The 21,003-nt window shown below is 71.4% G+C and carries 23 protein-coding genes; 20 read left to right on the top strand and 3 right to left on the bottom strand.

The features are described from left to right. Positions 1–24: 24 nt before the first annotated feature. On the bottom strand, positions 25–528 hold the full coding sequence (locus F6J84_RS15125) for a low molecular weight protein-tyrosine-phosphatase (RefSeq protein ID WP_191621793.1): 504 nt from the start codon (positions 526–528) through the stop codon (positions 25–27). A gap of 112 nt (positions 529–640) precedes the next feature. Here F6J84_RS15125 and F6J84_RS15120 point away from each other — a divergent pair, with 112 nt between their 5' ends. Further along, a complete protein-coding gene (locus F6J84_RS15120; protein ID WP_150974570.1) occupies positions 641–931 on the top strand; it encodes a hypothetical protein in 291 nt (96 codons plus the stop codon). Continuing rightward, positions 928–2,226, top strand: a complete 1,299-nt coding sequence (locus F6J84_RS15115; protein ID WP_150974569.1) for a hypothetical protein — start codon at positions 928–930, stop codon at positions 2,224–2,226. Before F6J84_RS15120 ends, F6J84_RS15115 begins: the two co-directional genes overlap by 4 nt. A 7-nt stretch (positions 2,227–2,233) precedes the next feature. Here the strand turns inward: F6J84_RS15115 and F6J84_RS15110 are convergent, their stop codons facing one another. Beyond that, positions 2,234–2,626 (bottom strand): phage holin family protein, encoded by a 393-nt coding sequence (locus F6J84_RS15110; RefSeq protein ID WP_150892748.1) that lies wholly within the window; start codon positions 2,624–2,626, stop codon positions 2,234–2,236. Positions 2,627–2,696: 70 nt separating this feature from the next. Between F6J84_RS15110 and F6J84_RS15105 the strand changes: the two genes are divergently transcribed. The 18 genes from F6J84_RS15105 (at position 2,697) to F6J84_RS15020 (ending at position 19,830) form a co-directional block, all read left to right on the top strand. After that, a complete protein-coding gene (locus F6J84_RS15105; protein WP_150974568.1) occupies positions 2,697–3,800 on the top strand; it encodes a histidinol-phosphate transaminase in 1,104 nt (367 codons plus the stop codon). Positions 3,801–3,819: 19 nt separating this feature from the next. Further along, entirely contained in the window at positions 3,820–4,965 is a 1,146-nt protein-coding gene (locus F6J84_RS15100) for a thiamine pyrophosphate-dependent enzyme (RefSeq protein WP_150974870.1), read from the top strand. Next, positions 4,962–5,945, top strand: coding sequence for an alpha-ketoacid dehydrogenase subunit beta (locus F6J84_RS15095; RefSeq protein WP_150892746.1), 984 nt, complete (start codon positions 4,962–4,964; stop codon positions 5,943–5,945). Before F6J84_RS15100 ends, F6J84_RS15095 begins: the two co-directional genes overlap by 4 nt. Positions 5,946–6,127: 182 nt before the next feature. Further along, positions 6,128–7,495 carry a dihydrolipoamide acetyltransferase family protein gene (locus F6J84_RS15090; RefSeq protein ID WP_150974567.1) on the top strand — a complete coding sequence of 456 codons (1,368 nt, stop codon included), beginning with the start codon at positions 6,128–6,130 and terminating at the stop codon, positions 7,493–7,495. Between the two features lie 63 nt (positions 7,496–7,558). After that, positions 7,559–8,623 (top strand): metal ABC transporter solute-binding protein, Zn/Mn family, encoded by a 1,065-nt coding sequence (locus tag F6J84_RS15085; RefSeq protein WP_150974566.1) that lies wholly within the window; start codon positions 7,559–7,561, stop codon positions 8,621–8,623. Next, positions 8,620–9,429 (top strand): metal ABC transporter ATP-binding protein, encoded by an 810-nt coding sequence (locus tag F6J84_RS15080; protein WP_150974565.1) that lies wholly within the window; start codon positions 8,620–8,622, stop codon positions 9,427–9,429. Before F6J84_RS15085 ends, F6J84_RS15080 begins: the two co-directional genes overlap by 4 nt. Continuing rightward, positions 9,426–10,286, top strand: a complete 861-nt coding sequence (locus tag F6J84_RS15075; RefSeq protein ID WP_150892742.1) for a metal ABC transporter permease — start codon at positions 9,426–9,428, stop codon at positions 10,284–10,286. The genes F6J84_RS15080 and F6J84_RS15075 overlap by 4 nt, the downstream gene beginning before the upstream one ends. Positions 10,287–10,334: 48 nt before the next feature. Continuing rightward, positions 10,335–10,748 (top strand): Fur family transcriptional regulator, encoded by a 414-nt coding sequence (locus F6J84_RS15070; protein WP_150974564.1) that lies wholly within the window; start codon positions 10,335–10,337, stop codon positions 10,746–10,748. Beyond that, entirely contained in the window at positions 10,735–11,772 is a 1,038-nt protein-coding gene (locus F6J84_RS15065) for a permease (protein ID WP_191905702.1), read from the top strand. Before F6J84_RS15070 ends, F6J84_RS15065 begins: the two co-directional genes overlap by 14 nt. Next, positions 11,765–12,538 (top strand): TIGR03943 family putative permease subunit, encoded by a 774-nt coding sequence (locus F6J84_RS15060; protein WP_150974563.1) that lies wholly within the window; start codon positions 11,765–11,767, stop codon positions 12,536–12,538. Before F6J84_RS15065 ends, F6J84_RS15060 begins: the two co-directional genes overlap by 8 nt. Positions 12,539–12,575: 37 nt before the next feature. Next, positions 12,576–13,943, top strand: a complete 1,368-nt coding sequence (locus F6J84_RS15055) for a hypothetical protein (protein ID WP_238702535.1) — start codon at positions 12,576–12,578, stop codon at positions 13,941–13,943. Next, on the top strand, positions 13,940–14,608 hold the full coding sequence (locus F6J84_RS15050; RefSeq protein WP_150974561.1) for a DNA-3-methyladenine glycosylase: 669 nt from the start codon (positions 13,940–13,942) through the stop codon (positions 14,606–14,608). The genes F6J84_RS15055 and F6J84_RS15050 overlap by 4 nt, the downstream gene beginning before the upstream one ends. Before the next feature lie 122 nt (positions 14,609–14,730). Beyond that, complete coding sequence (locus F6J84_RS15045) at positions 14,731–16,188, top strand: FAD-binding oxidoreductase (RefSeq protein ID WP_150974560.1); 1,458 nt, start codon at positions 14,731–14,733, stop codon at positions 16,186–16,188. Positions 16,189–16,329: 141 nt separating this feature from the next. Then, positions 16,330–16,566, top strand: coding sequence for a 50S ribosomal protein L28 (gene rpmB / locus F6J84_RS15040; protein ID WP_019180468.1), 237 nt, complete (start codon positions 16,330–16,332; stop codon positions 16,564–16,566). Beyond that, positions 16,566–16,736, top strand: coding sequence for a 50S ribosomal protein L33 (gene rpmG / locus F6J84_RS15035; RefSeq protein ID WP_029145259.1), 171 nt, complete (start codon positions 16,566–16,568; stop codon positions 16,734–16,736). Before rpmB ends, rpmG begins: the two co-directional genes overlap by 1 nt. Positions 16,737–16,740: 4 nt before the next feature. Next, entirely contained in the window at positions 16,741–17,046 is a 306-nt protein-coding gene (gene rpsN, locus F6J84_RS15030; RefSeq protein ID WP_150892735.1) for a 30S ribosomal protein S14, read from the top strand. 389 nt (positions 17,047–17,435) lie between these two features. Then, on the top strand, positions 17,436–17,723 hold the full coding sequence (locus F6J84_RS15025) for an HU family DNA-binding protein (RefSeq protein ID WP_047543944.1): 288 nt from the start codon (positions 17,436–17,438) through the stop codon (positions 17,721–17,723). A gap of 163 nt (positions 17,724–17,886) precedes the next feature. Next, positions 17,887–19,830 carry a bifunctional copper resistance protein CopD/cytochrome c oxidase assembly protein gene (locus tag F6J84_RS15020; RefSeq protein WP_202980502.1) on the top strand — a complete coding sequence of 648 codons (1,944 nt, stop codon included), beginning with the start codon at positions 17,887–17,889 and terminating at the stop codon, positions 19,828–19,830. Between the two features lie 3 nt (positions 19,831–19,833). Here the strand turns inward: F6J84_RS15020 and F6J84_RS15015 are convergent, their stop codons facing one another. Further along, positions 19,834–20,901, bottom strand: coding sequence for a hypothetical protein (locus F6J84_RS15015; RefSeq protein ID WP_238702534.1), 1,068 nt, complete (start codon positions 20,899–20,901; stop codon positions 19,834–19,836). Between the last annotated feature and the right edge of the window lie 102 nt (positions 20,902–21,003).

Genomic DNA, 21,003 nt, shown 5'->3' with positions numbered 1-21,003 from the left:
CGGATGCGGCGCCCGCTTCGCGGCCTACCCCGCGGAGCGGATGGCGGGTTCGAGTTGCCGGAAGAGCGCCCGGCACGCGCTCTCGATCATACCGAGCACCTCGTCGAACGCTTCCGGGCCCGCATAGTACGGATCGGGCACGTCGAGCGAGTCCTCCGGCGCGGACTCGAAGGATCGCAGCAGCACGACCTTGTCGGAGTCCGCCTCCGTCCGCGCCCACGCCCGCAGGTTCCGCTCGTGCGAGCGGTCCAGTGCCACCACGAGGTCGTTGCGGTCGAAATCCGCGTAGGTGAACTGCCGCGCGCGGTGCCGGCTGCCGTCGTACCCGCGGCGCTCGAGCGATGCGGCGGTACGCGGGTCGGCGGGTTCGCCCACGTGCCAGTCGCCCGTGCCGGAACTCGTCGACGTGACCTGCGCGCCTAGTCCCACCGACTCGGCGAACCAGCGGAACACCACCTCCGCCATGGGGGAGCGGCAGATGTTTCCGGTGCAGACGAACACCACGCGGAAGGGCGCAGGCTCGGTCATACCTCCATTGTGCGGCCGTGACCTGTCCTGCACACAAGCCATGCCGTCCGAAAAGTCCCGGATCGGGGTGCAGCCGGGCCTCTCCGAGGCCGGGGACGCACAGGATCTGTGCATGCAATGGACGACCATGGATGCCGCGGACGCGGTGTCCGAGGCGGCGCTCGAGCTCGCGCTGACGCACGCGCAGGCCGCTCTGGCCGCGCTCGAGCAGGTGCGGGCCACCGGGCCCGGGTTGCTCGCGGCCACCGCCTGGGCATCGCCGGCGATGGACGCGTTCCGCGAGCGGCAGGACGAGTGGCTCGCGGGACTCGAACGGAACGCCCGCGCGCTGGGGGCCTTCCTCGATGCTCTCGACGTCGCGCGGGCGGGGTCCGTCGGCTCGTCCGGATCGCTCCTGCGATGACGGACGAGCCGACGATCTCGGCGGGGGGAGCCGTCGCGGTCGACACCGACGAGCTGGAGGCGGCGGCCCTGCGCCTGGATGACGCCGCATCCGGACTGGCGACCGCGGCGGATGAGGCGACGTCCGCGGCGCTGCGCGCGGGCGGCGCGGACGGTGCCCTGCTGCTGTACGGACAGGGACGGACGGCGGCGGAGGCGCTGGAGGCATCCGCCGCGGCGGCGCGCGACCTCGCCCGGGCGCTGCGCCAGGCCGCGGCGACCTACGCGATGGTCGAACTGCGCCTGACCCGGGATGCGGCCGTCGTGGCGGGTGACGACGCGGCCGCACTCCGGGCTCAGGGTGGGATGGACGCCCTGGCGCAGGAGTGGCCCGGCGCCGTCGCGGCGGCGGACGAGGCGCTCGATCGTGCCGGGAGGGTCGGTGGCACGGCGGTGGCCCAGCTGGCCTGGGGTGGCCTCATCGCGGGACCGGCCGGGCTCGGCGTCTTCGGTCTCGGCCTCCTTCCCGCCTTCGCGGCGGGCCTGGCGGCGATCAGGGCGAGCGGGACCGGCACGGTCGGGGCGGGGCGCGCGGTCCTCCCCGGCGGAGCCGCGGCGACCCTGGACCCGCTCTTCACCTCGCAGCGTGTGGTCGCACCGGGGAGCCTCGCGGCGGCGGCCGCGCGCATCCCCGCATCCGGGGCCGCACGCGTGCGCGTCGAGCAGTACCGGTATCCGGACGGGGCCCGTGCCTTCGCCGTCTACGTCGCCGGTACCCGGTCGCTCGGCGGATCGGACCCCTGGGACATCACCTCCAACGTCGGGTCCTTCACGGGGCGCCGGTCCGACGCGTTGGCCACGGTGGAGGCCGCGCTCACGCAGGCGGGTGCGCGTCCCGGCGACCGGCTGTACGCCTTCGGGCACTCCCAGGGCGCCATGATCGCCGGCCAGCTGGAGCAGAGCGGTGTGTACGACGTGCGTGTGCTCGGCACGCTCGGATCCCCGACCGTGGTGGATGCCGGGGAGGCCACCCTGACCGCACAGGTGCGTCATGCCGACGATCCGGTCGCCGCCCTCGCCGTGGGGCACGAGTTGCGCACCGGCGGTCCCGGCGGGTTCGTCGTGGAGCGTGTGGTCGACCCGCCCGCCGGGGTGCACGACCTCGGGCTGCCCGGCCATCACCTGGAGACGTACGTGCAGACCGCCCGCTCGGCGGACGCGTCGGCCGATCCGCGGGTGCTGGCGCTCCACGAACGCCTCGCCGAGCTGGCGGAGGCGGAGCCGATCGAGGTGCGGGAGTACGGTGCCCGCCGCTGAGCGGAGGTCAGTCCTTGCGCTTCGGGCGCAGCAGCACCCCGAAGATCCAGTTGATGAGGCTGATCAGCAGCGCGGCGACGACACCCCACCAGAAGCCCTCGACCCGGAGGCCCCACGACCAGAACTCCGTGATCCAGGCGGTCAGCCACAGCAGGAAGCCGTTCACGATCAGCGAGAACAGACCCAGCGTCAGGATGTACAGCGGGAAGGTGAGCACCTTCAGCACGGTTCCCACGATCGTGTTGACGAGTGCGAAGATCGCCGCGATCGCGAGCAGCGAGATCACCAGCTGCAGCGTCTCCCCCGGGGAGAAGGCGATCACCGAGATCCCGAGGGCCGGGATCAGCGTGACGATCCAGATCGCGAAGGCGTTGATGACGACACGGATGAGGAAGCCCATGGCGCCAGTGTGGCACGGCGCATCCCGCGCGGCGAGGAACCGCACGCAGGTGCCCTCCTAGACTCTGAGGGTGACCGAGCCCACCCCTGTCCGCATCCGTCCCGAGATCGCCGCCCTCCCGGTGTACCGGCAGGGGCGTCAGGCGGGTGCCGAGGCCTTCAAGCTGTCCAGCAACGAGAACCCGTTCGACCCGCTGCCGAGCGTCGTGTCGGCCCTCCACGACGCGATGGCGGTCAACAGGTACCCGGATGCGGCGGCGACCCGCCTGCGCGAGCGGCTCGCCGCGCGCCACGGCGTCACGGCGGACGAGGTGCACATCGGGGCGGGAAGCGTGTCGATCCTGGCGCAGCTGATGCTCGCGGTCGCGGCTCCCGGAGACGAGATCGTCTACGCCTGGCGGTCGTTCGAGGCGTACCCCGGTCTCGTCATCGTCGCGGGGGCGACCCCCGTGCAGGTGCCGCTCACGGCGGACGGGCGCCATGACCTTCCGGCGATGGCTGCCGCGGTGACCGACCGCACGCGCGCGGTGGTCGTGTGCAGTCCCAACAACCCGACGGGTCCGGTCGTCACCCAGGATGAGTTCGACGCCTTCCTGGACGCGGTCCCGGCGGATCTCCTCGTCATCCTGGACGAAGCGTACGCCGAGTTCGTCACGGCACCCGGTGCGGTGGACGGGCTGCGTGAACTGGGTGTCGTCCGCCCGAACGTGGTGGCGCTGCGCACCTTCTCGAAGGCGTACGGCCTGGCGGGTCTGCGAGTCGGTTACGCCGTGGGGCACTCCCGGATCCTCGACGCGGCGCGCGCGGCCGCGATCCCGCTCTCGGTGACCGCGCAGGCGGAGGTCGCTGCGCTGACCAGCCTCGACGCCGAGCCGGAGCTGCGCGAGCGCGTGCGCACGATCGCCGCCCGGCGGGACCGCATCGCGAACGGCCTCCGCGAGGTGGGCTGGAACGTTCCCGACGCCCAGGGCAACTTCGTCTGGCTCCCGGCCGGTGCCGACACGATGGCTGCCGCGGACGCCTTCGACGCCGCCGGCCTCATCGTCCGGGCCTTCCCGGGGGACGGGTTGCGCATCTCGATCGGCGAGGAGGCGTCTGTGGACACCGTCCTACGAATCGCCGCATCCGTTGTGCGGGACCTTCCAGAAGGCCATCCCGGTCGGCGGATAGCGTAGGACCGTGACCCGCCCCGACATGGTGCCCCACGATGCGGTGAGCCCCGAAGATCCGCGCCTCGTGCGCGTCCTCGCGGCTGACGGATCCTTCGCACCCACCCCCGCCGCCGAGCCCTATCTCGATGCGATCGGTGCGCTCGCCGACGCCGACCTCGAGACGTTCTACCGCGACATGGCGGTGATCCGCGCCTTCGACCAGGAGGCGACGAACCTGCAGCGTCAGGGGCAGCTCGCGCTCTGGCCGCCGAGTTACGGGCAGGAGGCGGCGCAGGTGGGTTCCGCCCGGGCGGCGCGCCCGCAGGATCACATCTTCCCCTCCTACCGCGAGCATGTGGTCGCCACGATCCGCGGTGTCGACCCCGTCGACATCATCCGGGTCATGCGCGGTCTCACGCACGGCGGGTGGAACCCGTACGACCCCAAGAACGGCAACACGCACATCTACACGCTCGTGCTGGGGTCGCAGACCCTGCACGCGACCGGCCTCGCGATGGGTCTCGCCTTCGACGGCAAGAGCGGGACGGGCGATCCCGACCGGGATGAGGCGGTGATCGTGTACTACGGCGACGGTGCCTCCAGTCAGGGCGACGTGCACGAGGCGATGGTGTTCGCCGCGAGCTTCCAGACCCCGGAGGTCTTCTTCCTGCAGAACAACCAGTGGGCGATCTCCGTCCCCGTGCGGACGCAGTCGCCGGGCCCGCTCCACCTGCGTGCCGCGGGGTACGGCATGCCCAGCATCCACGTGGACGGCAACGACGTGCTCGCCAGCTACGCCGTCACGCGGCGCGCGCTGGATGAGGCGCGTGCCGGCGAGGGTCCGCGCGCCATCGAGGCGATGACCTACCGGATGGGCGCCCACACCACGAGCGACGACCCGACCAAGTACCGCACCGCGGACGAGGAGCAGTCCTGGGCGCGACGCGACCCGATCGCCCGCATGCGGGCGTACCTGCGCGGACGCGGCGCGAGCGACGCGTTCTTCGCGGAGGTGGATGCGGAGGCCGCCGCGGTCGCCGAGGACACCCGGGTGCGCACCGTCGCGCTGGGTGGGATCTCCACCGACCGCATGTTCGACCACGTCTACAGCGAGGAGCACCCGCTGATCGCGGAGCAGAAGCAGTGGCTCGCCCGGTACGAGGCGTCGTTCGGGGAGGAGCAGGCATGACCGACATCACCACCATGCCCCTCAGCAAGGCGATGAACGCGGGTCTGCGTGCGGCCCTTGCCGCCGACGACCACGTCCTGCTGATGGGCGAGGACATCGGGCCGCTGGGCGGCGTCTTCCGGGTCACCGAGGGGCTGCAGGCCGAATTCGGACCGCGCCGGGTGATCGACACGCCCCTGGCCGAGTCCGGCATCATCGGCACCGCCATCGGTCTCGCGATGGCAGGCTTCCGGCCCGTCTGCGAGATCCAGTTCGAGGGCTTCGTCTTCCCCGGCTTCGATCAGATCACCACGCAGCTGGCGAAGATCACCAACCGGCACGAGGGTGCTCTGCGCATGCCCGTCGTCATCCGGATCCCCTACGGCGGCCACATCGGCGCCGTGGAGCACCACCAGGAGAGCCCGGAGGCGTACTTCACGCACACGCCGGGGCTGCGGGTCGTGAGCCCGTCCACCCCGAACGACGCCTACTGGATGATCCAGGACGCGATCGCCTCGGACGACCCGGTGATCTTCCTCGAGCCGAAGAGCCGGTACTGGCCCAAGGGCGAGGTCGATCTGTCCGGCCGGGCGGCTCCGCTGCACGCGTCGCGGGTCGTGCGCCGCGGCACCGACGTGACCCTCGTCGGCCACGGCGCGATGGTCGCCACCCTGCTGCAGGCCGCCGCGCTCGCCGAGTCCGAGGGCACCAGCTGCGAGGTGGTGGATCTCCGCTCGCTCTCCCCGGTGGACTACGGCCCCATCCTCGATTCCGTCCGGCGCACCGGGCGGATGGTCTACGCGCAGGAGGCGTCCGGGTTCACCTCGCTCGGCTCCGAGGTCGCGGCGACCGTGACCGAGCGTGCGTTCTACTCCCTGGAGGCGCCGGTGCTCCGCGTCTCCGGTTTCGACACCCCGTTCCCGCCGGCGAACCTCGAGAGCGTCTTCCTGCCGGACGCGGACCGCATCCTCGAGGCCGTCGACCGCGTCCTCGCCTACTGACCCCCTGACCGCCCTCCTGACCCCCGACCGCCTCCTGACCGCCTCCGGATCCGTCCCGACCGCTCGTCCCCGCCGCCAATGACCGCGAGACCGCATCCCCACCACGAGACAGCGCGTGATCCGCGCAGTCTCGTGGCCACCGTGCAGTCTCGCGGATGAGGCACCCCGCGAAAGGAACTCGCATGAGCAACCAGACCTTCCACCTCCCCGACGTCGGCGAGGGACTGACCGAGGCGGAGATCGTGTCGTGGCGGGTCGCCCCCGGCGATCAGGTCGCCGTCAACGACGTCCTCGTCGAGATCGAGACGGCCAAGTCGCTCGTCGAGCTCCCCTCGCCGTTCGCGGGCGTCGTCGGGGACCTCCTGGTGGAGGAGGGCAGCACGGTCGACGTCGGGGCCGCCATCATCACGATCGCGGATGCGGACGCCGCATCCGGGAGCGCGCCGGCGGAACCGGCCGCGCCGGCCGAACCGGAGGGCTCCGGCTCGGTGCTCGTCGGCTACGGCGCCGCGGGCCACACCACCTCCCGCCGGCGGAAGCCCGCCGAGCGTCCGGTGGCGACCTCCGTCGGCGTCGTCGCCAAGCCCCCCATCCGCAAGCTCGCCCGCGACCTCGACGTGGACCTCGCCACGGTGACCCCGACCGGTCCCGCGGGGGAGGTGACGCGCGAGGACGTCGTGCGCCACGCCTCGCAGGCGAGCGTCTTCCGCAACATCGAGACGCCGGAGTGGCCGGAGGTCCGGGAGGAGACCATCTCGGTCGCGCCGGAGATCGCCGCATCCGCCGTCGCCCCGCCGTTCCAGGCCCCGTCCACGTCGCCCCGCGACACGGTGGCGCCCGCGGGGGATCGCGAGGAGGCCATCCCGGTCAAGGGCGTGCGCAAGGCGACCTCGAGCGCCATGGTGCGTTCGGCCTACTCCGCCCCGCACGTCTCCGTGTGGACGGATGTCGACGCCACCCGCACCATGGAGCTCGTCAAGCGGCTGAAGAGCTCGCCGGACTACGCCGATGTCAAGATCTCGCCGCTGCTGATCGTCGCGCGCGCCGTGCTCTGGGCGGCGCGGCGCACCCCCATGATCAACGCCGCGTGGATCGACCTCGAGGACGGCAGTGCCGAGATCCGGGTGCGCCACTTCGTGAACCTCGGCATCGCCGCGGCCACTCCGCGCGGGCTGCTGGTACCGAACATCAAGGACGCGCATACGCTCAGCATGCGCGACCTCGCCAAGGCCCTCGAGCGACTCACGCTCACGGCGCGCGAGGGCAAGACGTCGCCCGCCGACCAGCAGAACGGCACCATCACGATCACCAATATCGGGGTGTTCGGAATGGATGCCGGAACCCCGATCATCAACCCGGGGGAGTCGGGCATCGTCGCGATGGGCGCCATCCGGCAGAAGCCGTGGGTCGTGGACGGCGAGGTGCGCCCGCGCTGGGTCACCACCGTTTCGGGATCGTTCGATCACCGGGTGATCGACGGCGACGGGATGAGCCGGTTCATCGCGGATGTGGCGGCGGTCCTCGAGGAGCCCGCGCTCCTCGTGGAGTAGCTCCCGAGCCGGAGGCGTCCGGTCGGTTTTGAGAATCATTATCATTAGCCTTAGGCTGTGACCATGTCCCGAACCCCCCGCCTCGTCCTGCCCGCGCTCGCCGCCGCGTCCGTCCTGGCTCTGGCCGGCTGTTCCTCCGCGACCGCCGATCCCGCCGGGGACGCCGACGCGTTCACGATCGTCGCCTCGACCGACGTCTACGGTCAGATCGCCGAGGCGATCGCCGGCGACGCCGCAGAGGTCACCGCGATCATCACCTCGGCCGCGCAGGACCCGCACGGCTACGAGCCCACCGCCGCGGATCAGCTCACCGTCCAGCGCGCCGATCTCCTGATCGAGAACGGCGGCGGGTACGACGCCTTCATGGACGCCCTGATCGAGGCCGGCGGCACCGACGCCCCCGTGATCAGCGCTGTCGAGTACGCGCACGACTGGCCGGGTGCGGACGACGACGCACACGCAGACGACGCACACGCAGACGACGCACACGCAGACGACGCACACGCAGACGACGCACACGCAGACGACGCACACGCAGACGACGACCACGCCGACGACGAGCACGCCCACGACGAGGACGAGCACGGGCACACCCACATCGAGGGGTTCAACGAGCACGTCTGGTACGACCCGCACACGATCGAGCACGTCGCCGAGGCGATCGCGGCCCAGCTCAGCGTGCAGCTGCCGGACGACGCCGACGCCATCGAGGCCAATGCGCAGGCCTTCATCGCCGAGCTCGAGGGGCTCGAGGCCGCCCTCGCCGAGATCGAGGCCGCACACGCGGGCGAGCGGGTCTTCGTCACCGAACCCGCCCCCGGCTACCTGGTGGCCGCGGCCGGGCTCGTCGATGTCACCCCGGCGGCGTTCAGCGAGGCCGTCGAAGAGGGACAGGACGTCGCGCCCGCGACGCTGCTCGCCGCTCTCGAGGCGGTCCGCTCCGGCGATGTCCGGGTGGTGATCGCCAACGCCCAGACCGGGGGAGCGGAGACCACGCAGCTCATCGACGCCGCCGCGGCGGCGGACATTCCGGTGCTGGAGTTCACGGAAACGCTTCCGGAGGGACAGACTTACATCCCGTGGATGCAGCAGAACATCGAGGAGCTCGCCGGAGCACTCGCGTCGTGACGGCGGGCGACCCGCTCGTCATCACCTCGGCGACCCTGCGACGCGACGGGCGGGAGCTCTGGAGCGGGCTGGATCTCACCGTGGCGCCCGGTGAGCTCATCGCGGTGCTGGGTCCGAGCGGCGCGGGCAAGACGACGCTGCTGCGCGCCATCCTCGGTCTCGACCGGTTGAGCGCCGGACGCATCGTCGCCCTCGGCGAGCCGGTGCACCGCGCGGGCAACCGGCACATCGGGTACATCCCCCAGCAGCGACCGCTGCCGCGGGACACCTCCATGCGCGGGCGGGATCTCGTGGCCCTCGGCGTCAACGGCCACCGGTTCGGACCTCCCTGGCCCCGTCGCGGCGACCGGGCACGGGTCGACGAACTCGTCGAGGCGGTCGGGGCGGAAGGGTTCGCGGACCGACCCGTGGGAGAGCTGTCCGGCGGAGAGCAGCAGCGCCTCCGCGTCGGGCAGGCGCTCGCGGACGATCCCCGCCTGCTCCTCTGCGACGAACCCCTGACGAGCCTCGACCTCGCCAACCAGCAGGCCGTCGTGGGTCTGATCGACCGGCACCGCCGCGAGACGGGCGCCGGCGTCCTGCTGGTCACCCACGACATCAACCCGGTGCTGTCCGCGGTCGACCGCATCCTGTACCTCGCCAACGGTGCGTTCACCCTCGGCGTTCCCGACGACGTGCTCAACTCCCGCGTGCTGAGCGACCTCTACCAGGCCCCCGTGCACGTCCTCCGCGCCGGCGGACGCCTGGTCGTGGTCGGGGCGCCGGATGCCGAGGAGAGCCACCACCACCACGAGGCGCACGAGTGAACTGGGACGACATCTCCGACGCGCTGTTCGGCGGCGCGGCACAGTACGGCGACATCCTCGCCCTGGTGCAGAACTCCGTCTGGGCGGGAGCGGTGCTCGGCATCGTCGGTGGGCTCATCGGGGTGTTCGTGCTGCAGCGGGACATGGCCTTCGCGGTGCACGGCATCAGCGAGCTCTCCTTCGCGGGGGCGGCGGCGGCTCTGCTGTTCGGCTTCGACGTCGTCACCGGCTCGATCGTGGGATCGATCATCGCCGCCGGGCTCATCGGATGGCTCGGCGCCCGGGCCCGGGACCGCAACTCGATCATCGGCGTGCTCATGCCGTTCGGCCTGGGTCTCGGGATCCTCTTCCTGTCCCTGTACAGCGGACGCAGCGCCAACCGGTTCAGCCTGCTGACCGGGCAGATCGTGTCCGTGCAGTCCGGGCAGCTCGGGATGCTCATCGTCATCAGCGCCATCGTGCTGGTCGGGCTGCTGATGATCTGGCGCCCGCTGCGGTTCGACTCGCTCGACCCGCAGTCCGCCGCGGCACGGGGGATCCCCACCGTGTGGGTGTCGTTCGGCTTCATGCTGCTGCTGGGCCTGATCGTCGCCGTCGCGGTGCACATCATCGGGGCCCTCCTCGTGATGGCGCTCCTGGTCACCCCCGCCGCCGCGGCCATGCGGGTCTCCACCGGCCCGCTCGCCGTGCCGTTGCTGGCAGCGGGGTTCGGGGTCCTCTCGGCGGTCGGCGGCATCCTGCTCGCCATCGCCGGCACCCTCCCGGTGAGCCCCTTCATCACGACGATCTCCTTCGCCATCTATCTCGTCTGCCGGCTCGTCGGGTCCCGACGCGACCGGGTGACCCGCGCGGTATGAGCGGCGCCGTCCGGTCGCCTGCCAGGCGCCGCCGGTAGACTCCCGGCCATGGCTCAGCGCAACACCTGGCAGCGTGAGCGCGTCCGCGAGGCCCTCTCGGACGTGCAGGGCTTCGTGAGCGCGCAGTCGCTCCACGCGCGTCTGCGCGAGGAGAACACGGGCATCGGCCTGGCCACCGTCTACCGCGCCCTCGCCGGTCTCGCCGCGCAGGGGGACGCCGACTCGCTGCAGAGCCCGGAGGGGGAGAACCTCTACCGCGCGTGCCTGACCAGCACGCACCACCACCACCTGATCTGCCGCTCCTGCGGACTGACCGTCGAGATCGAGGCATCCGAGGTCGAGCAGTGGGCGCACCGCACCGCGGCCGCGAACGGGTTCACCGAGGCTGAGCACATCGTCGACATCTTCGGCTACTGCGCGCGGTGCGCAGCGACCCGGGCGAAAGAGCGTGACACGCACTGACCCGGGACGCGTGCGCTCCGCGACGTCGCGGGTGCGCCCGCACGGGAACCGCACCCTCGTCGCGCTGAGCATCGGCATCGCGCTGGTCGTCGCGCTCGTCCTCGTCGATCTCCTCGCCCCGGCACTCCTGCCCGGAGACGTCCCGACCCGTCTCCAGGACGGGATGACGCTGGCGCTGAGCGTGCTGATCGAATCCCTGCCGTTCGTCGCGCTGGGCGTGGGACTGTCGATCCTGGTCCAGGTGTGGGTGCCGGCGGGGTGGCTGGAGAGATGGCTGCCGCGACGGGCATGGGCGCGACGGATGGTGCTGTCCTTGCTCGGCATGGTCGTCCCGGTGTGCGAGTGCGGCAACGTGCCGTTCGCGCGGGGACTGCTCATGCGCGGGTTCACCGTCTCGGAGACGATGACCTTCCTCATCGCCGCGCCGATCGTGAACCCCATCGTGATCATCACCACCCATCAGGCGTTCGGCTTCAGCGACGGCATCCTCGTCGCCCGGCTCCTGGGCGGTTACGCCGTCGCCAACCTGATCGGCTGGCTGTACAGCCGGCACCCGTCGCCGGACGCCCTGCTCACCGACCGCTTCCGCGACGCCTGCGCCATCGTCACCGACGAGCCCGGCGGCCGCGGTCGTCGCAGCCTCGCCCAGTTCATCGTCGAGCTGCGCGCCGTGATGCCGGCCCTGGTGATCGGATCCGCCCTCGCCGGCGCCGTGCAGGTGCTCGTGCCTCGTGATGCCCTGCTGGCCATCGGGTCGAACCCGGTGCTCTCGATCGTCGCGATGATGGCGCTGGCCATGGTGGTGGCCATCTGCTCGAACGTGGATGCGTTCTTCGCGCTGTCCTTCGCCTCGACCTTCACGCCCGGATCGCTGGTGGCGTTCCTGGTTACCGGACCCCTCGTGGACGTGAAGATGATCGCGCTGCTGCGCACGACCTTCACTACCCGCGCGCTCGCCGGGATCGTGGCCGTCGTGCTCCTGTTCGCCTTCGCCCTCGGAACGGCGGTGAACCTCCTTGTCTAGAGCGCGCTGGATCGGGACCCGCTGGCTGGGCGTCGGCCTCGCCGCATCCGTCGCCGTCATCACCGTGGTGCTGGCGGTCACCGGGCGCATCGCGCTGTACATCAACCCGGACGGTGCGTGGTTCGCCGTCGGGATGGCGGTGCTCGTGCTCGTCGGAACCGTGCTCAGCTGCCTCGTCCCGCTGGGCGAGGAGGCCGACCACGGCCATGATCACGACCACGGCGGCGCCGGGCACGACCACGCGGACGCCGCCCGGCGACCGCTGTCGGCCGGCCGGATCGCGACGGCCGCCGGCGGGGTGCTCGCATCCGGCATCGTCGTGGGGATGCTGGTGATGCCGCCGGCGTCGTTGTCGGCGGAGCTCGCCGCGTCCCGCGACGTGGGTGCACCTCCGCTGTTCACCGGTTCCGACACGATCACCCTCGCGGCCTCCGGCGACACGGCCGAGTTCGGCGTGGGGGACTGGGCGAGCGTGTTCGCCACGGCGACCAACCCGGAGGCCTTCGACGGCAGCCCGGTCACGCTCACGGGGTTCGTCAGCAAGGACGCCGACGGCGCCTTCGATCTGTCGCGTCTCGTGATCACGCACTGCGTGATCGACGCGCAGCCCGCCAGCATCACCGTGACCGGTGACCAGACCGTCCCCGACGCGGGTCAGTGGGTGGAGGTCACCGGGACGGTCCGGAGCGTCGGGTCCGGTGACCTCGCCATCGTGGCGAGCACCGTCACCCCGATCGACGAACCCGCGGACCCGTATGAGTACTGAGGGCACCTCGCGGCGGACGCGGACGCTCCGCCGCCGCATGCGGACGTACCTGCTGTCGTTCGCCGCCGTCGTGGGGGTCCTCGCCTTCATCGGCACGGCGGCGGCCGTCGCCGGCGCCGTGCAGGGACCGCGGATCACCCAGGTGCAGTTCGACCCCGAGGCGGCGGTGTCCGCATCCGGGTCCCGGCTGATCCTGACCGCCAACCAGTCCCTCGCCGAGGTGCGGCCCGAGCAGGTGCGGGTGAGCCCGGACGCGGAGGTGCGGGTGGAGACCTCGGGGCGCAGCGTCGGCATCCGTTTCACGCTGCCGCTCCGCGACGACACCGAGTACACCGTCACGATCGACGATGTGACGGCGGTCGGCGGGCAGGTCTCGTCGACGTTCCGGGAGACCTTCCGCACCCCGGCGCTCGAGGTCTTCCTGCTGCAGCGCGGGCAGGACGGGGACACCGTGTTCCGGACGGGCCTGTCCGGCGAGGATGCGGTGCCGGTGTTCACGCATCCGCACATCGAGGACTTCCGCGCCACCGCGCAGCACCTGGTCATGTCGGTCAAGGACGACGACGGCGCACCCGGACTCATCGTCACCGACACCGGCGGCGACGGTGCGCGCTCGCTGACCCTGCCCGGGCCGGGGGCCGTGCAGGACCTGCAGACCGCGGACCGGGGGGAGGCGATCGGCTACACCTACACGGACCCGGACATGTCCGCCCCCGGCGCGCGCGGCAGCGTGCTCTACATCGCTTCGCTCGCGGATGCCGCGGCGGATGCCGAGCCGGCCGCCGTCGAGGTCGCCGGTGAGCCGGTGAGCGTCGCGCAGTGGCGTTTCGTCCCGGACACGGACAGCCTGCTGCTGCTCACCTTCGACGGCAGGCTGCTGCTGACCGCGTCTGCCGGGGCGGACCCCGTCGACCTCGGCGCGGCGGCGCAGCTGGAGGGGATAGCCCGCGGATCCGCGACCGCGATCGTGCTGCGCGCGGACGGCCTCTTCCAGGTCGACCTGACCGATGCCTCCGAGACCCCGCTGGTCGAGGCGACCGGTGCGAGCGGATTCCTGAGCAGCGTGGTGCCGCTGACCGGCGGCGAGACACTGCGGCAGTTCACCGAACCGGCGGGCGCGGCAGGAGGCGGGACGACGCTCTACCGGGTCGCGCCGGACGGGGCGGCGACCCCCGTCTTCGCGGTGCAGGGCACCTCCGCGCTCCTCCAGACCTGCGTCTCGCCGTCCGGCAGGTACGCGGCCGCGCTCGTGCAGCCGGATGCGGCCGGCAACCCGTACGACACGTCCTACGACCTGCCGCTCCCCGGGCGGGTGGAGACCCACATCATCGACCTGGACGACGGTGCGGAGATCTCCAGCCTCGAGGCGTTCGACATCTCCTGGTGCCAGGTGCCGATCCGATGACCGCGCACGTGCCGGCCACTCGCGACGACCTCACTGCCCTGCCGCTCGAGGTCGCGCCGCGCCTGCTCGACGCGCACCTGGAGACGGTGGTCGCCGGCGAGCGGGTGGTCCTGCGCATCACCGAGGTGGAGGCGTACCACGGACGCGGCACCGGCGAGGTGGCGGACCCGGGCTCCCACGCCCGGATGGGCCGCACCGCGCGCAACGCCACCATGTGGGGCGAGCCCGGGCATCTGTACGTCTACCTGAGCCACGGCATCCACTCCTGCGTCAACGTGGTGTGTGCGCCGGAAGGGCTGGCCGGTGGTGTCCTGCTGCGTGCGGGCGAGGTGATCGACGGCGCGGAGACGGCACTTCGCCGCCGTCTCGTGCGCGGTGTCGTGCGCGCTCCCCGGGACCTCGCGCGGGGGCCGGGCCGGCTCGGGGACGCGTCGGGCCTGCGGCATCCCGTCCACGACGGGATCGACGCCGTCACCGGCGCCGAACTCGCCGGTGCGCGTGCGCGGCTGCTGCTGGCGGTCGCGCCGCCGCCACTGATCGCGACCGGACCGCGCGTGGGGGTCGCCGGGGTGGCCGGGACGTCCGCGTTCCCATGGCGGTTCTGGATCCCGGGTGACGAGACCGTGTCGCCGTTCCGCCCGGGCAGGGGAGCCACCGAGGTCTGAGCGTCCGCGCAGGACGGGGTCTGGTGCCCGGGCGTCCGGCGCGGGAAAGTGGGGGAGGGAACCGCGGCGGCGGAGGCCCGTCCCGCCGCCCGCCCTTCCGATCTCTCCTGAAGGAGGACTCCATGACCCCGTCCGATTCCGCGTCGCCTGCGTCGGGTGCTGCTCCCTCCGGTGAGCGCATCGAGCGCCTCGGGGAGCAACTGGCCGGTCGTCTGGTGCTGCCCGGTGACCCGGACTGGGATGACGCGCGGGGGGCCTGGCAGCTCCTGGCGGATCAGCAGCCGGCGGCCGTGGTGATCGCGGCGGACGAGCAGGACGTGATCGCGACCGTGGTGGCGGCCCGCCGACTGGATCTCGCCGTCGCGCCGCAGGGAACCGGGCACGCCGGCGGCACGATCCCCTCGATGCGGGACACGATCCTGTTGCGGACGGGCGCGCTCGACGCCATCGACATCGATCCGGAGACCGAACGCGTCCGCGTCGGCGCCGGCGCGGTGTGGTCCGACGTCGTCGAGGCGGCCGCCGGATACGGCCTCGCCGCGGTGGCAGGGATGGCGCCTTCCGTCGGGGTGGCGGGGTTCAGCCTCGGCGGTGGTCTCGGATGGCTCGCCCGCTCCCACGGACTGGCGGCCAACAGCATCCGCTCCCTCGACGTCGTGGACGCGCGCGGACGTCCGCTGCGGGTCGACCATGCCCGGCACGCCGACCTGTTCTGGGCCGCGCGCGGCGGCGTTGCGCCCGTCGTCGTGACGGCGCTCGAGCTGCAGCTCTACCCGATCGACCAGGTCAGGGCGGGGGGATTCCTCTGGCCACTGGAGCGAGCCCGGGAGATCGCGCACGCGTGGCGGGAATGGATCGGCTCGGTGCCGGACGCCGTGACCTCGCTGGTCCGGGTGCTCCGTTACCCGCCGATCCCGGAGATCCCCGAGCCCCTCCGCGGCCGGGCCTTCGTCGGCGTCGAGGTGGCGATCCAGGGCGACGCGGAGGCGGCGGCGGCGCTCCTCGAGCCGCTGCGGGACCTGGCGCCGGAGATCGACTCCGTCCGTACGATGAGCCCCGCGAAGCTCGCCACCGTGCACGGCGATCCCGATCAGCCCAGCCCCGCGTACGGCGAGAGCACCGTCGTCCGGGAGGTCACCGCGGAGACGGTCGATGCGCTGCTGGACGCCGCGCTGGCACCCTCCTCGGATGCGCTGCTGTCGATCGAGCTGCGACACCTGGGCGGGATGCTGACGCCCGGACGCGCCGACGGCGGCGCGGTCTCGTCGATCTCGGGTGCCGGGGTGGTCTACGCGGTGGGCATCGTGCCGTCGCCGGAGGCGGAGGGGCCCGTCCGCGCTGCCGCATCCGCGATCACCGGCCGCATGGCGCCGTACGCGTCCGCGGTGGGCGTGAAGAACTTCGCCGACGACCCGCAACCCGCCGAGGAGCTGTACGGCGAGGCGACGGAACGGCTGCGTGCCACCGCCGAGCACTGGGATCCGGAGCGGCGGATCCGCATCGGACACCCGCTGGACGGACCGCGCTCCGGTGTCGCCCCGGGCGCTGGGTCATCGACACACCCGGAGATGCTAGACTGATCCCTTGTCTGCGCGCACTCCAGCGCGTAGTACGTGTCCATCCCTCTCCTTCAGGTCGGAAACGACCCGGTCAGAGCTGGGCGCAGACAAGGGATCTTGGGTGAAGCCGTCCGGTTTCACGGTACAGAAGGAGACATCACCATGGCAGCAGTGTGCCAGGTGACTGGAGCGGTTCCCGGCTTCGGTCACAACATCTCGCACTCGCACCGCCGGACGAAGCGCCGCTTCGACCCGAACGTGCAGAAGAAGACCTACTTCGTCCCGTCGCTGGGTCGTAACATCAAGCTCAACGTCTCGGCCAAGGGCATCAAGGTCATCGATGCACGTGGCATCGAGTCCGTGGTCAAGGACCTCCTCGCGAAGGGTGTGAAGCTCTAATGGCGAAGAAGGCTCAGGACGTCCGTCCGATCATCAAGCTGCGTTCGACCGCCGGCACGGGGTACACCTACGTGACGCGCAAGAACCGCCGCAACAACCCCGACCGCATCGTGCTGAAGAAGTACGACCCGGTGGTCCGCAAGCACGTCGAATTCCGAGAGGAGCGCTGATCCCATGGCTAAGAAGAGCAAGATCGCGCGCAACGAGCAGCGCAAGGTCATCGTCGAGCGCTACGCCGCCAAGCGCGCGGAGCTGAAGAAGGCGCTCGTCTCGCCGACCTCGACCGACGAAGAGCGCGAAGCCGCCCGCGTGGGCCTGCAGAAGCTGCCCCGCAACGCATCGCCCGTGCGCGTCCGTTCGCGCGACGTCATCGACGGCCGCCCCCGCGGTGTCCTCACGAAGTTCGGCATCTCGCGTGTCCGCTTCCGTGACATGGCGCACCGTGGCGAGCTGCCCGGTGTGACCAAGTCGTCCTGGTAAGCACCCGCATCACCGGAAGGCCCGGAGTTCCTCGGAACTCCGGGCCTTCCGCGTTCCCGCCCCCCGGCATCCGGGCCATTCCTCCCGCGAGACTGCACGCACGGCACGAAACGGACGTAACCAGCCGCTGTTTCGTGCTGCGTATGCAGTCTCGCGGGAAAGGGACGGGGAGGGACGGGGAGGGACGGGGAGAGGGCGGGGAGGGGCGGGGAGGGGCGGTTTCGGGTCCCGCGGGGTGACACGCCGTCATCTCTGGGTCGAAAACCCCGGAAATCCGCGGTTTCCCGGGGAACGTCGGTATATTCGAGCACGGTCGATCCGACCAACCCCGGATTTCACCCCGGGCCGAAGTCAAGCAGCGGCGAACTCGCCGCCTGGAGGACAACCACATGGCCGACAAGTCCATCACCAAGACCGAGCTCGTCGCGAGCATCGCCAGCGCCACGGGCCAGAGCCAGTCCGCCGTCTCGAGCGTGCTCGACTCCCTCTTCTCCACGGTCTCCGAGGCCGTCGCCAAGGGCTCCAAGGTCTCCATCCCGGGCTGGATCGCGTTCGAGCAGGTCGAGACCTCCGCTCGCACCGGCCGCAACCCCCAGACCGGTGCGGAGATCCAGATCCCCGCGGGCAAGCGCGTGAAGGTCACCGCCGGTTCGAAGCTGAAGGCCGCCGTCAAGTAATCGACGAACGACCTGAGAGGGGGGATGCCGCGAGGCATCCCCCCTCTTCGTATCCGCCTAGGCTGGAAGGGTGATCCCCACGGCCACCCCCCAGGGCGCCCGCGCGCTGCGCGAGGCCTCCGGGCGCGGCGACGCCTCCCGCATCCTGCGCATCGCGGGTCCGGTGATCCTGCTCGCCGCCGCCTTCGCGACCCTGGTGGCCGCACTGCTGTTCGGTGGCGGAGCGGCGCCGCTCGTCATCGCCGACGCCGGGCCGGTCGTGCGCTGGGGCCTCCCGATCGTCAAACTCGTCGTGAACATCGCCGCCGCGGGGATGCTGGGCGCCCTCGTGCTCGCCCTGTTCGCGCTGAAGACCGGCGAACGCTCTTTCGACCTGGCGCTCGACACCGCCTCGGTCTCGGCGGCCGTCTTCACGATCGGCTCCGCCGTGACGGGCTTCTTCACCTTCGTCAACGTCTTCAACGCCGCCCCCAGCGCTGATGCCGTCTTCGGTGATCAGCTGGGGCGTTTCCTGGTGGACACCGAGCTCGGCCGCACCTGGCTCATCACCACGATCGCCGGCGCCGTCATCACGGTGCTCGCCTTCGCCGTGCGGTCCTGGACGCCCACCCTCATCGTCGCGCTCCTCGCCGCGGCCGCCCTCGTGCCGATGGGCACCCAGGGCCACTCCGGCGACCTCGCCAACCACGACATCGCGATGGTGTCGCTCGTGATCCACATCATCGCCGCGGCGGTGTGGCTGGGCGGCCTGCTCCTGCTGATCGTGATCCGTCCGGTCACCGACCGGGCCCCGATGATCGCGATCCTGCGGCGCTACTCGGCGATCGCGCTGGCGGCGTTCGTGGTGGTCGCGATCTCGGGCACCGTCCGGGCGACGGTCGCCGTCGGGGACCTGCCGTCGCTGCTCACGCCCTACGGCGGCATCCTCCTGGTGAAGGTCGCCGCCCTGCTCGGGATGGGGCTGTTCGGCGCCTGGTACCGGCTTCGGCTGATCGGCCGGATGGCGGCGGATGCGGCATCCCGGCACTTCTGGATCCTGGTCACGGTGGAATTGGCCCTGATGGGCATCGCGAGCGGTGCGGCGGCCGCACTCGCCCGCACCGCCCCGCCCTCCGAGACCGCACCCGCCTTCGTGCGCACGCCCGCGGAGCAGCTGACAGACGCCCCGGTGCCGCCGGAGCTGACCTTCGACCGCTGGTTCACGGCGTGGAACGTCGACCTCATCTGGGCGTTCGTGGTCGGATTCGGCCTGTTCTTCTACCTCGCCGGCGTCTGGCGCCTGCACCGCCGCGGCGATCGCTGGCCGGTGTACCGCACCGTGCTCTGGGTCCTCGGCATGCTGCTGCTGCTGTGGGTGACCTGCGGTCCGGTCAACGCCTACCAGGACTACCTGTTCAGCGTGCACATGGTCGGCCACATGCTGCTGACGATGGCGATCCCGCTCCTCCTGGTGCCCGGCTCCCCGGTGACGCTGGCGCTGCGCACCATCCGCAAGCGCGACGACGGCACGCGCGGCGGCCGCGAGTGGATCATGTGGGCCGTCCACACGCCGTTCGCGAAGGTCGTCACGCATCCGCTGTTCGCGGCGGCGAACTTCGTCGCATCGCTGTGGATCTTCTACTACACGGACCTGTTCAGGTGGTCGCTGTACGACCACCTGGGGCACGAGTGGATGACGGTCCACTTCCTCATCACCGGGTACCTGTTCGTGCTCTCGCTGATCGGCATCGACCCGGTCCCGTACCGCTTCCCCTATCCGTTCCGGCTGCTGACGCTGGGCGGTGTGATCGCCATCCATGCCTTCTTCGGCGTCGCGATCATGATGCAGACCGGCCTGTTCGCGGCCGAGTGGTTCGGCGCCATGGGCCGCACCTGGGGCCCCACCCCGATCGAGGACCAGTACATCGGCGGCGGCGCCGCCTGGTCGATCGGCGAGATCCCGGCGCTCATCCTGGGCGTCACGGTCGCCATCCAGTGGAGCCGCAGCGACGACCGGCTGCAGCGCAGCCAGGACCGGCACGCGGATCGCACCGGGGATGCCGAGCTGGAGGCCTACAACGCACGCCTCGCCGCTATGGCGGAGAAGGACGCCCGGGCCGGCCGCTGAGCCTCAGCGGACGTCGAGCCCGCCCAGCTGGATCGAGGCGGTGCCGTCGGGCAGCACCATGATCGTGCCATGGAGGAGGAAGGGCACGTCCTCCGAGACCGGGCGCAGGGTGCCGTCCGAGATCGAGCGCACCTGCAGGTCGATGTGCGCGGTGGCCTGGGTGTCCGGGATGCGCCAGCCGGCACCGTCCGGGACGATCGTCACCTCGGGCTGCTGCACGATCGTCCAGGTGGGGAGCTCCTCGACGCGGTTGCGCACCACGTATCCGAACGGGCAGCCGGTGGGCTGGAGCACCTGCTGCGTCGTGCAGGCGGTCAGGAACTCCTCGACGCGCTCCTGCACGACGGCGACGAACTCCTCCGTGGGCTCCGCCTGGACCTGGACCGGCACGTTGACCATCGGGGCGTCCGAGAGCACCGCGATCCCCGGCGTCGTGGCCATCGGGGTGTCCACGGAGACGGAGTAAAGGCCGGGTGAGAACACCAGCATGGACAGCGGTGCCACGGGATCCGCATCCATGCCGTCGGGCGACACCTGGCGCTTGTCCAGCACGAAGGAGTTGACGTCGAAGGTCATCGAACCCAGCACGGTGAGGTTCATGACGGCCAGCGGGCTCTGCGCGAAGCGCCAGGTGGGAGCGACGCCCAGGAGCCCGTCCGAGACGACGCGGAACCGGGTGGTCCCCTGGTGCCCACCGGCGACATAGGTGGCGGTGACGACCGTGTAGGCGCCGTCGACCCGTTCCTCGACGACGGTCGCGTCCGTCAGCGACCCGAGTGCCGCGCTGCGCAGCAGAGCGTCGGATGCGGTGGGCGGAAGGCCGACGGCCTCCAGCTCCGCCCGGTCGAGCGCGACGCCGGGCATCGCGAGCGCGTCGGCAGCACGCCCCGACTCGAGCATGCTCAGGTAGCGCATGACGAACGCGGAGGGGCTGTAGAACTCCCGGTAGAGCACGGCCGCGGCCGCGCCGAACGAGCTCACCAGCAGCACCCCGATCACCGCGAGGATGCTCAGGTCGACGGCCAGGCGCGCGCGACGGCGTCCCCCCACTTCCGCCGATGCGACTCCCACCCGGTCAGTCTAGGAAACCTCCCCGCAAGAACCCGGGGAGCCGCCATCCAGGGCGACAACCCTGTGCACGGGTGCGCCGTACGGCAGTCGCGCCGCCTAGCA

Source organism: Microbacterium caowuchunii, assembly GCF_008727755.1.
Taxonomy (GTDB): domain Bacteria; phylum Actinomycetota; class Actinomycetes; order Actinomycetales; family Microbacteriaceae; genus Microbacterium; species Microbacterium caowuchunii.
This window is presented reverse-complemented; position numbering and strand designations above follow the sequence as displayed.

Excerpts from the sequence above, each read along its gene's own strand:
- F6J84_RS15125 (WP_191621793.1), bottom strand. The coding sequence starts at position 528 with ATGACCGAGCCTGCGCCCTTCCGCGTGGTGTTCGTCTGCACCGGAAAC.
- F6J84_RS15120 (WP_150974570.1), top strand. The coding sequence starts at position 641 with ATGCAATGGACGACCATGGATGCCGCGGACGCGGTGTCCGAGGCGGCG.
- F6J84_RS15115 (WP_150974569.1), top strand. The coding sequence starts at position 928 with ATGACGGACGAGCCGACGATCTCGGCGGGGGGAGCCGTCGCGGTCGAC.
- F6J84_RS15110 (WP_150892748.1), bottom strand. The coding sequence starts at position 2,626 with ATGGGCTTCCTCATCCGTGTCGTCATCAACGCCTTCGCGATCTGGATC.
- F6J84_RS15100 (WP_150974870.1), top strand. The coding sequence starts at position 3,820 with ATGGTGCCCCACGATGCGGTGAGCCCCGAAGATCCGCGCCTCGTGCGC.
- F6J84_RS15095 (WP_150892746.1), top strand. The coding sequence starts at position 4,962 with ATGACCGACATCACCACCATGCCCCTCAGCAAGGCGATGAACGCGGGT.
- F6J84_RS15090 (WP_150974567.1), top strand. The coding sequence starts at position 6,128 with ATGAGCAACCAGACCTTCCACCTCCCCGACGTCGGCGAGGGACTGACC.
- F6J84_RS15085 (WP_150974566.1), top strand. The coding sequence starts at position 7,559 with ATGTCCCGAACCCCCCGCCTCGTCCTGCCCGCGCTCGCCGCCGCGTCC.
- F6J84_RS15070 (WP_150974564.1), top strand. The coding sequence starts at position 10,335 with ATGGCTCAGCGCAACACCTGGCAGCGTGAGCGCGTCCGCGAGGCCCTC.
- F6J84_RS15055 (WP_238702535.1), top strand. The coding sequence starts at position 12,576 with ATGCGGACGTACCTGCTGTCGTTCGCCGCCGTCGTGGGGGTCCTCGCC.
- F6J84_RS15050 (WP_150974561.1), top strand. The coding sequence starts at position 13,940 with ATGACCGCGCACGTGCCGGCCACTCGCGACGACCTCACTGCCCTGCCG.
- F6J84_RS15045 (WP_150974560.1), top strand. The coding sequence starts at position 14,731 with ATGACCCCGTCCGATTCCGCGTCGCCTGCGTCGGGTGCTGCTCCCTCC.
- rpmB (WP_019180468.1), top strand. The coding sequence starts at position 16,330 with ATGGCAGCAGTGTGCCAGGTGACTGGAGCGGTTCCCGGCTTCGGTCAC.
- rpmG (WP_029145259.1), top strand. The coding sequence starts at position 16,566 with ATGGCGAAGAAGGCTCAGGACGTCCGTCCGATCATCAAGCTGCGTTCG.
- rpsN (WP_150892735.1), top strand. The coding sequence starts at position 16,741 with ATGGCTAAGAAGAGCAAGATCGCGCGCAACGAGCAGCGCAAGGTCATC.
- F6J84_RS15025 (WP_047543944.1), top strand. The coding sequence starts at position 17,436 with ATGGCCGACAAGTCCATCACCAAGACCGAGCTCGTCGCGAGCATCGCC.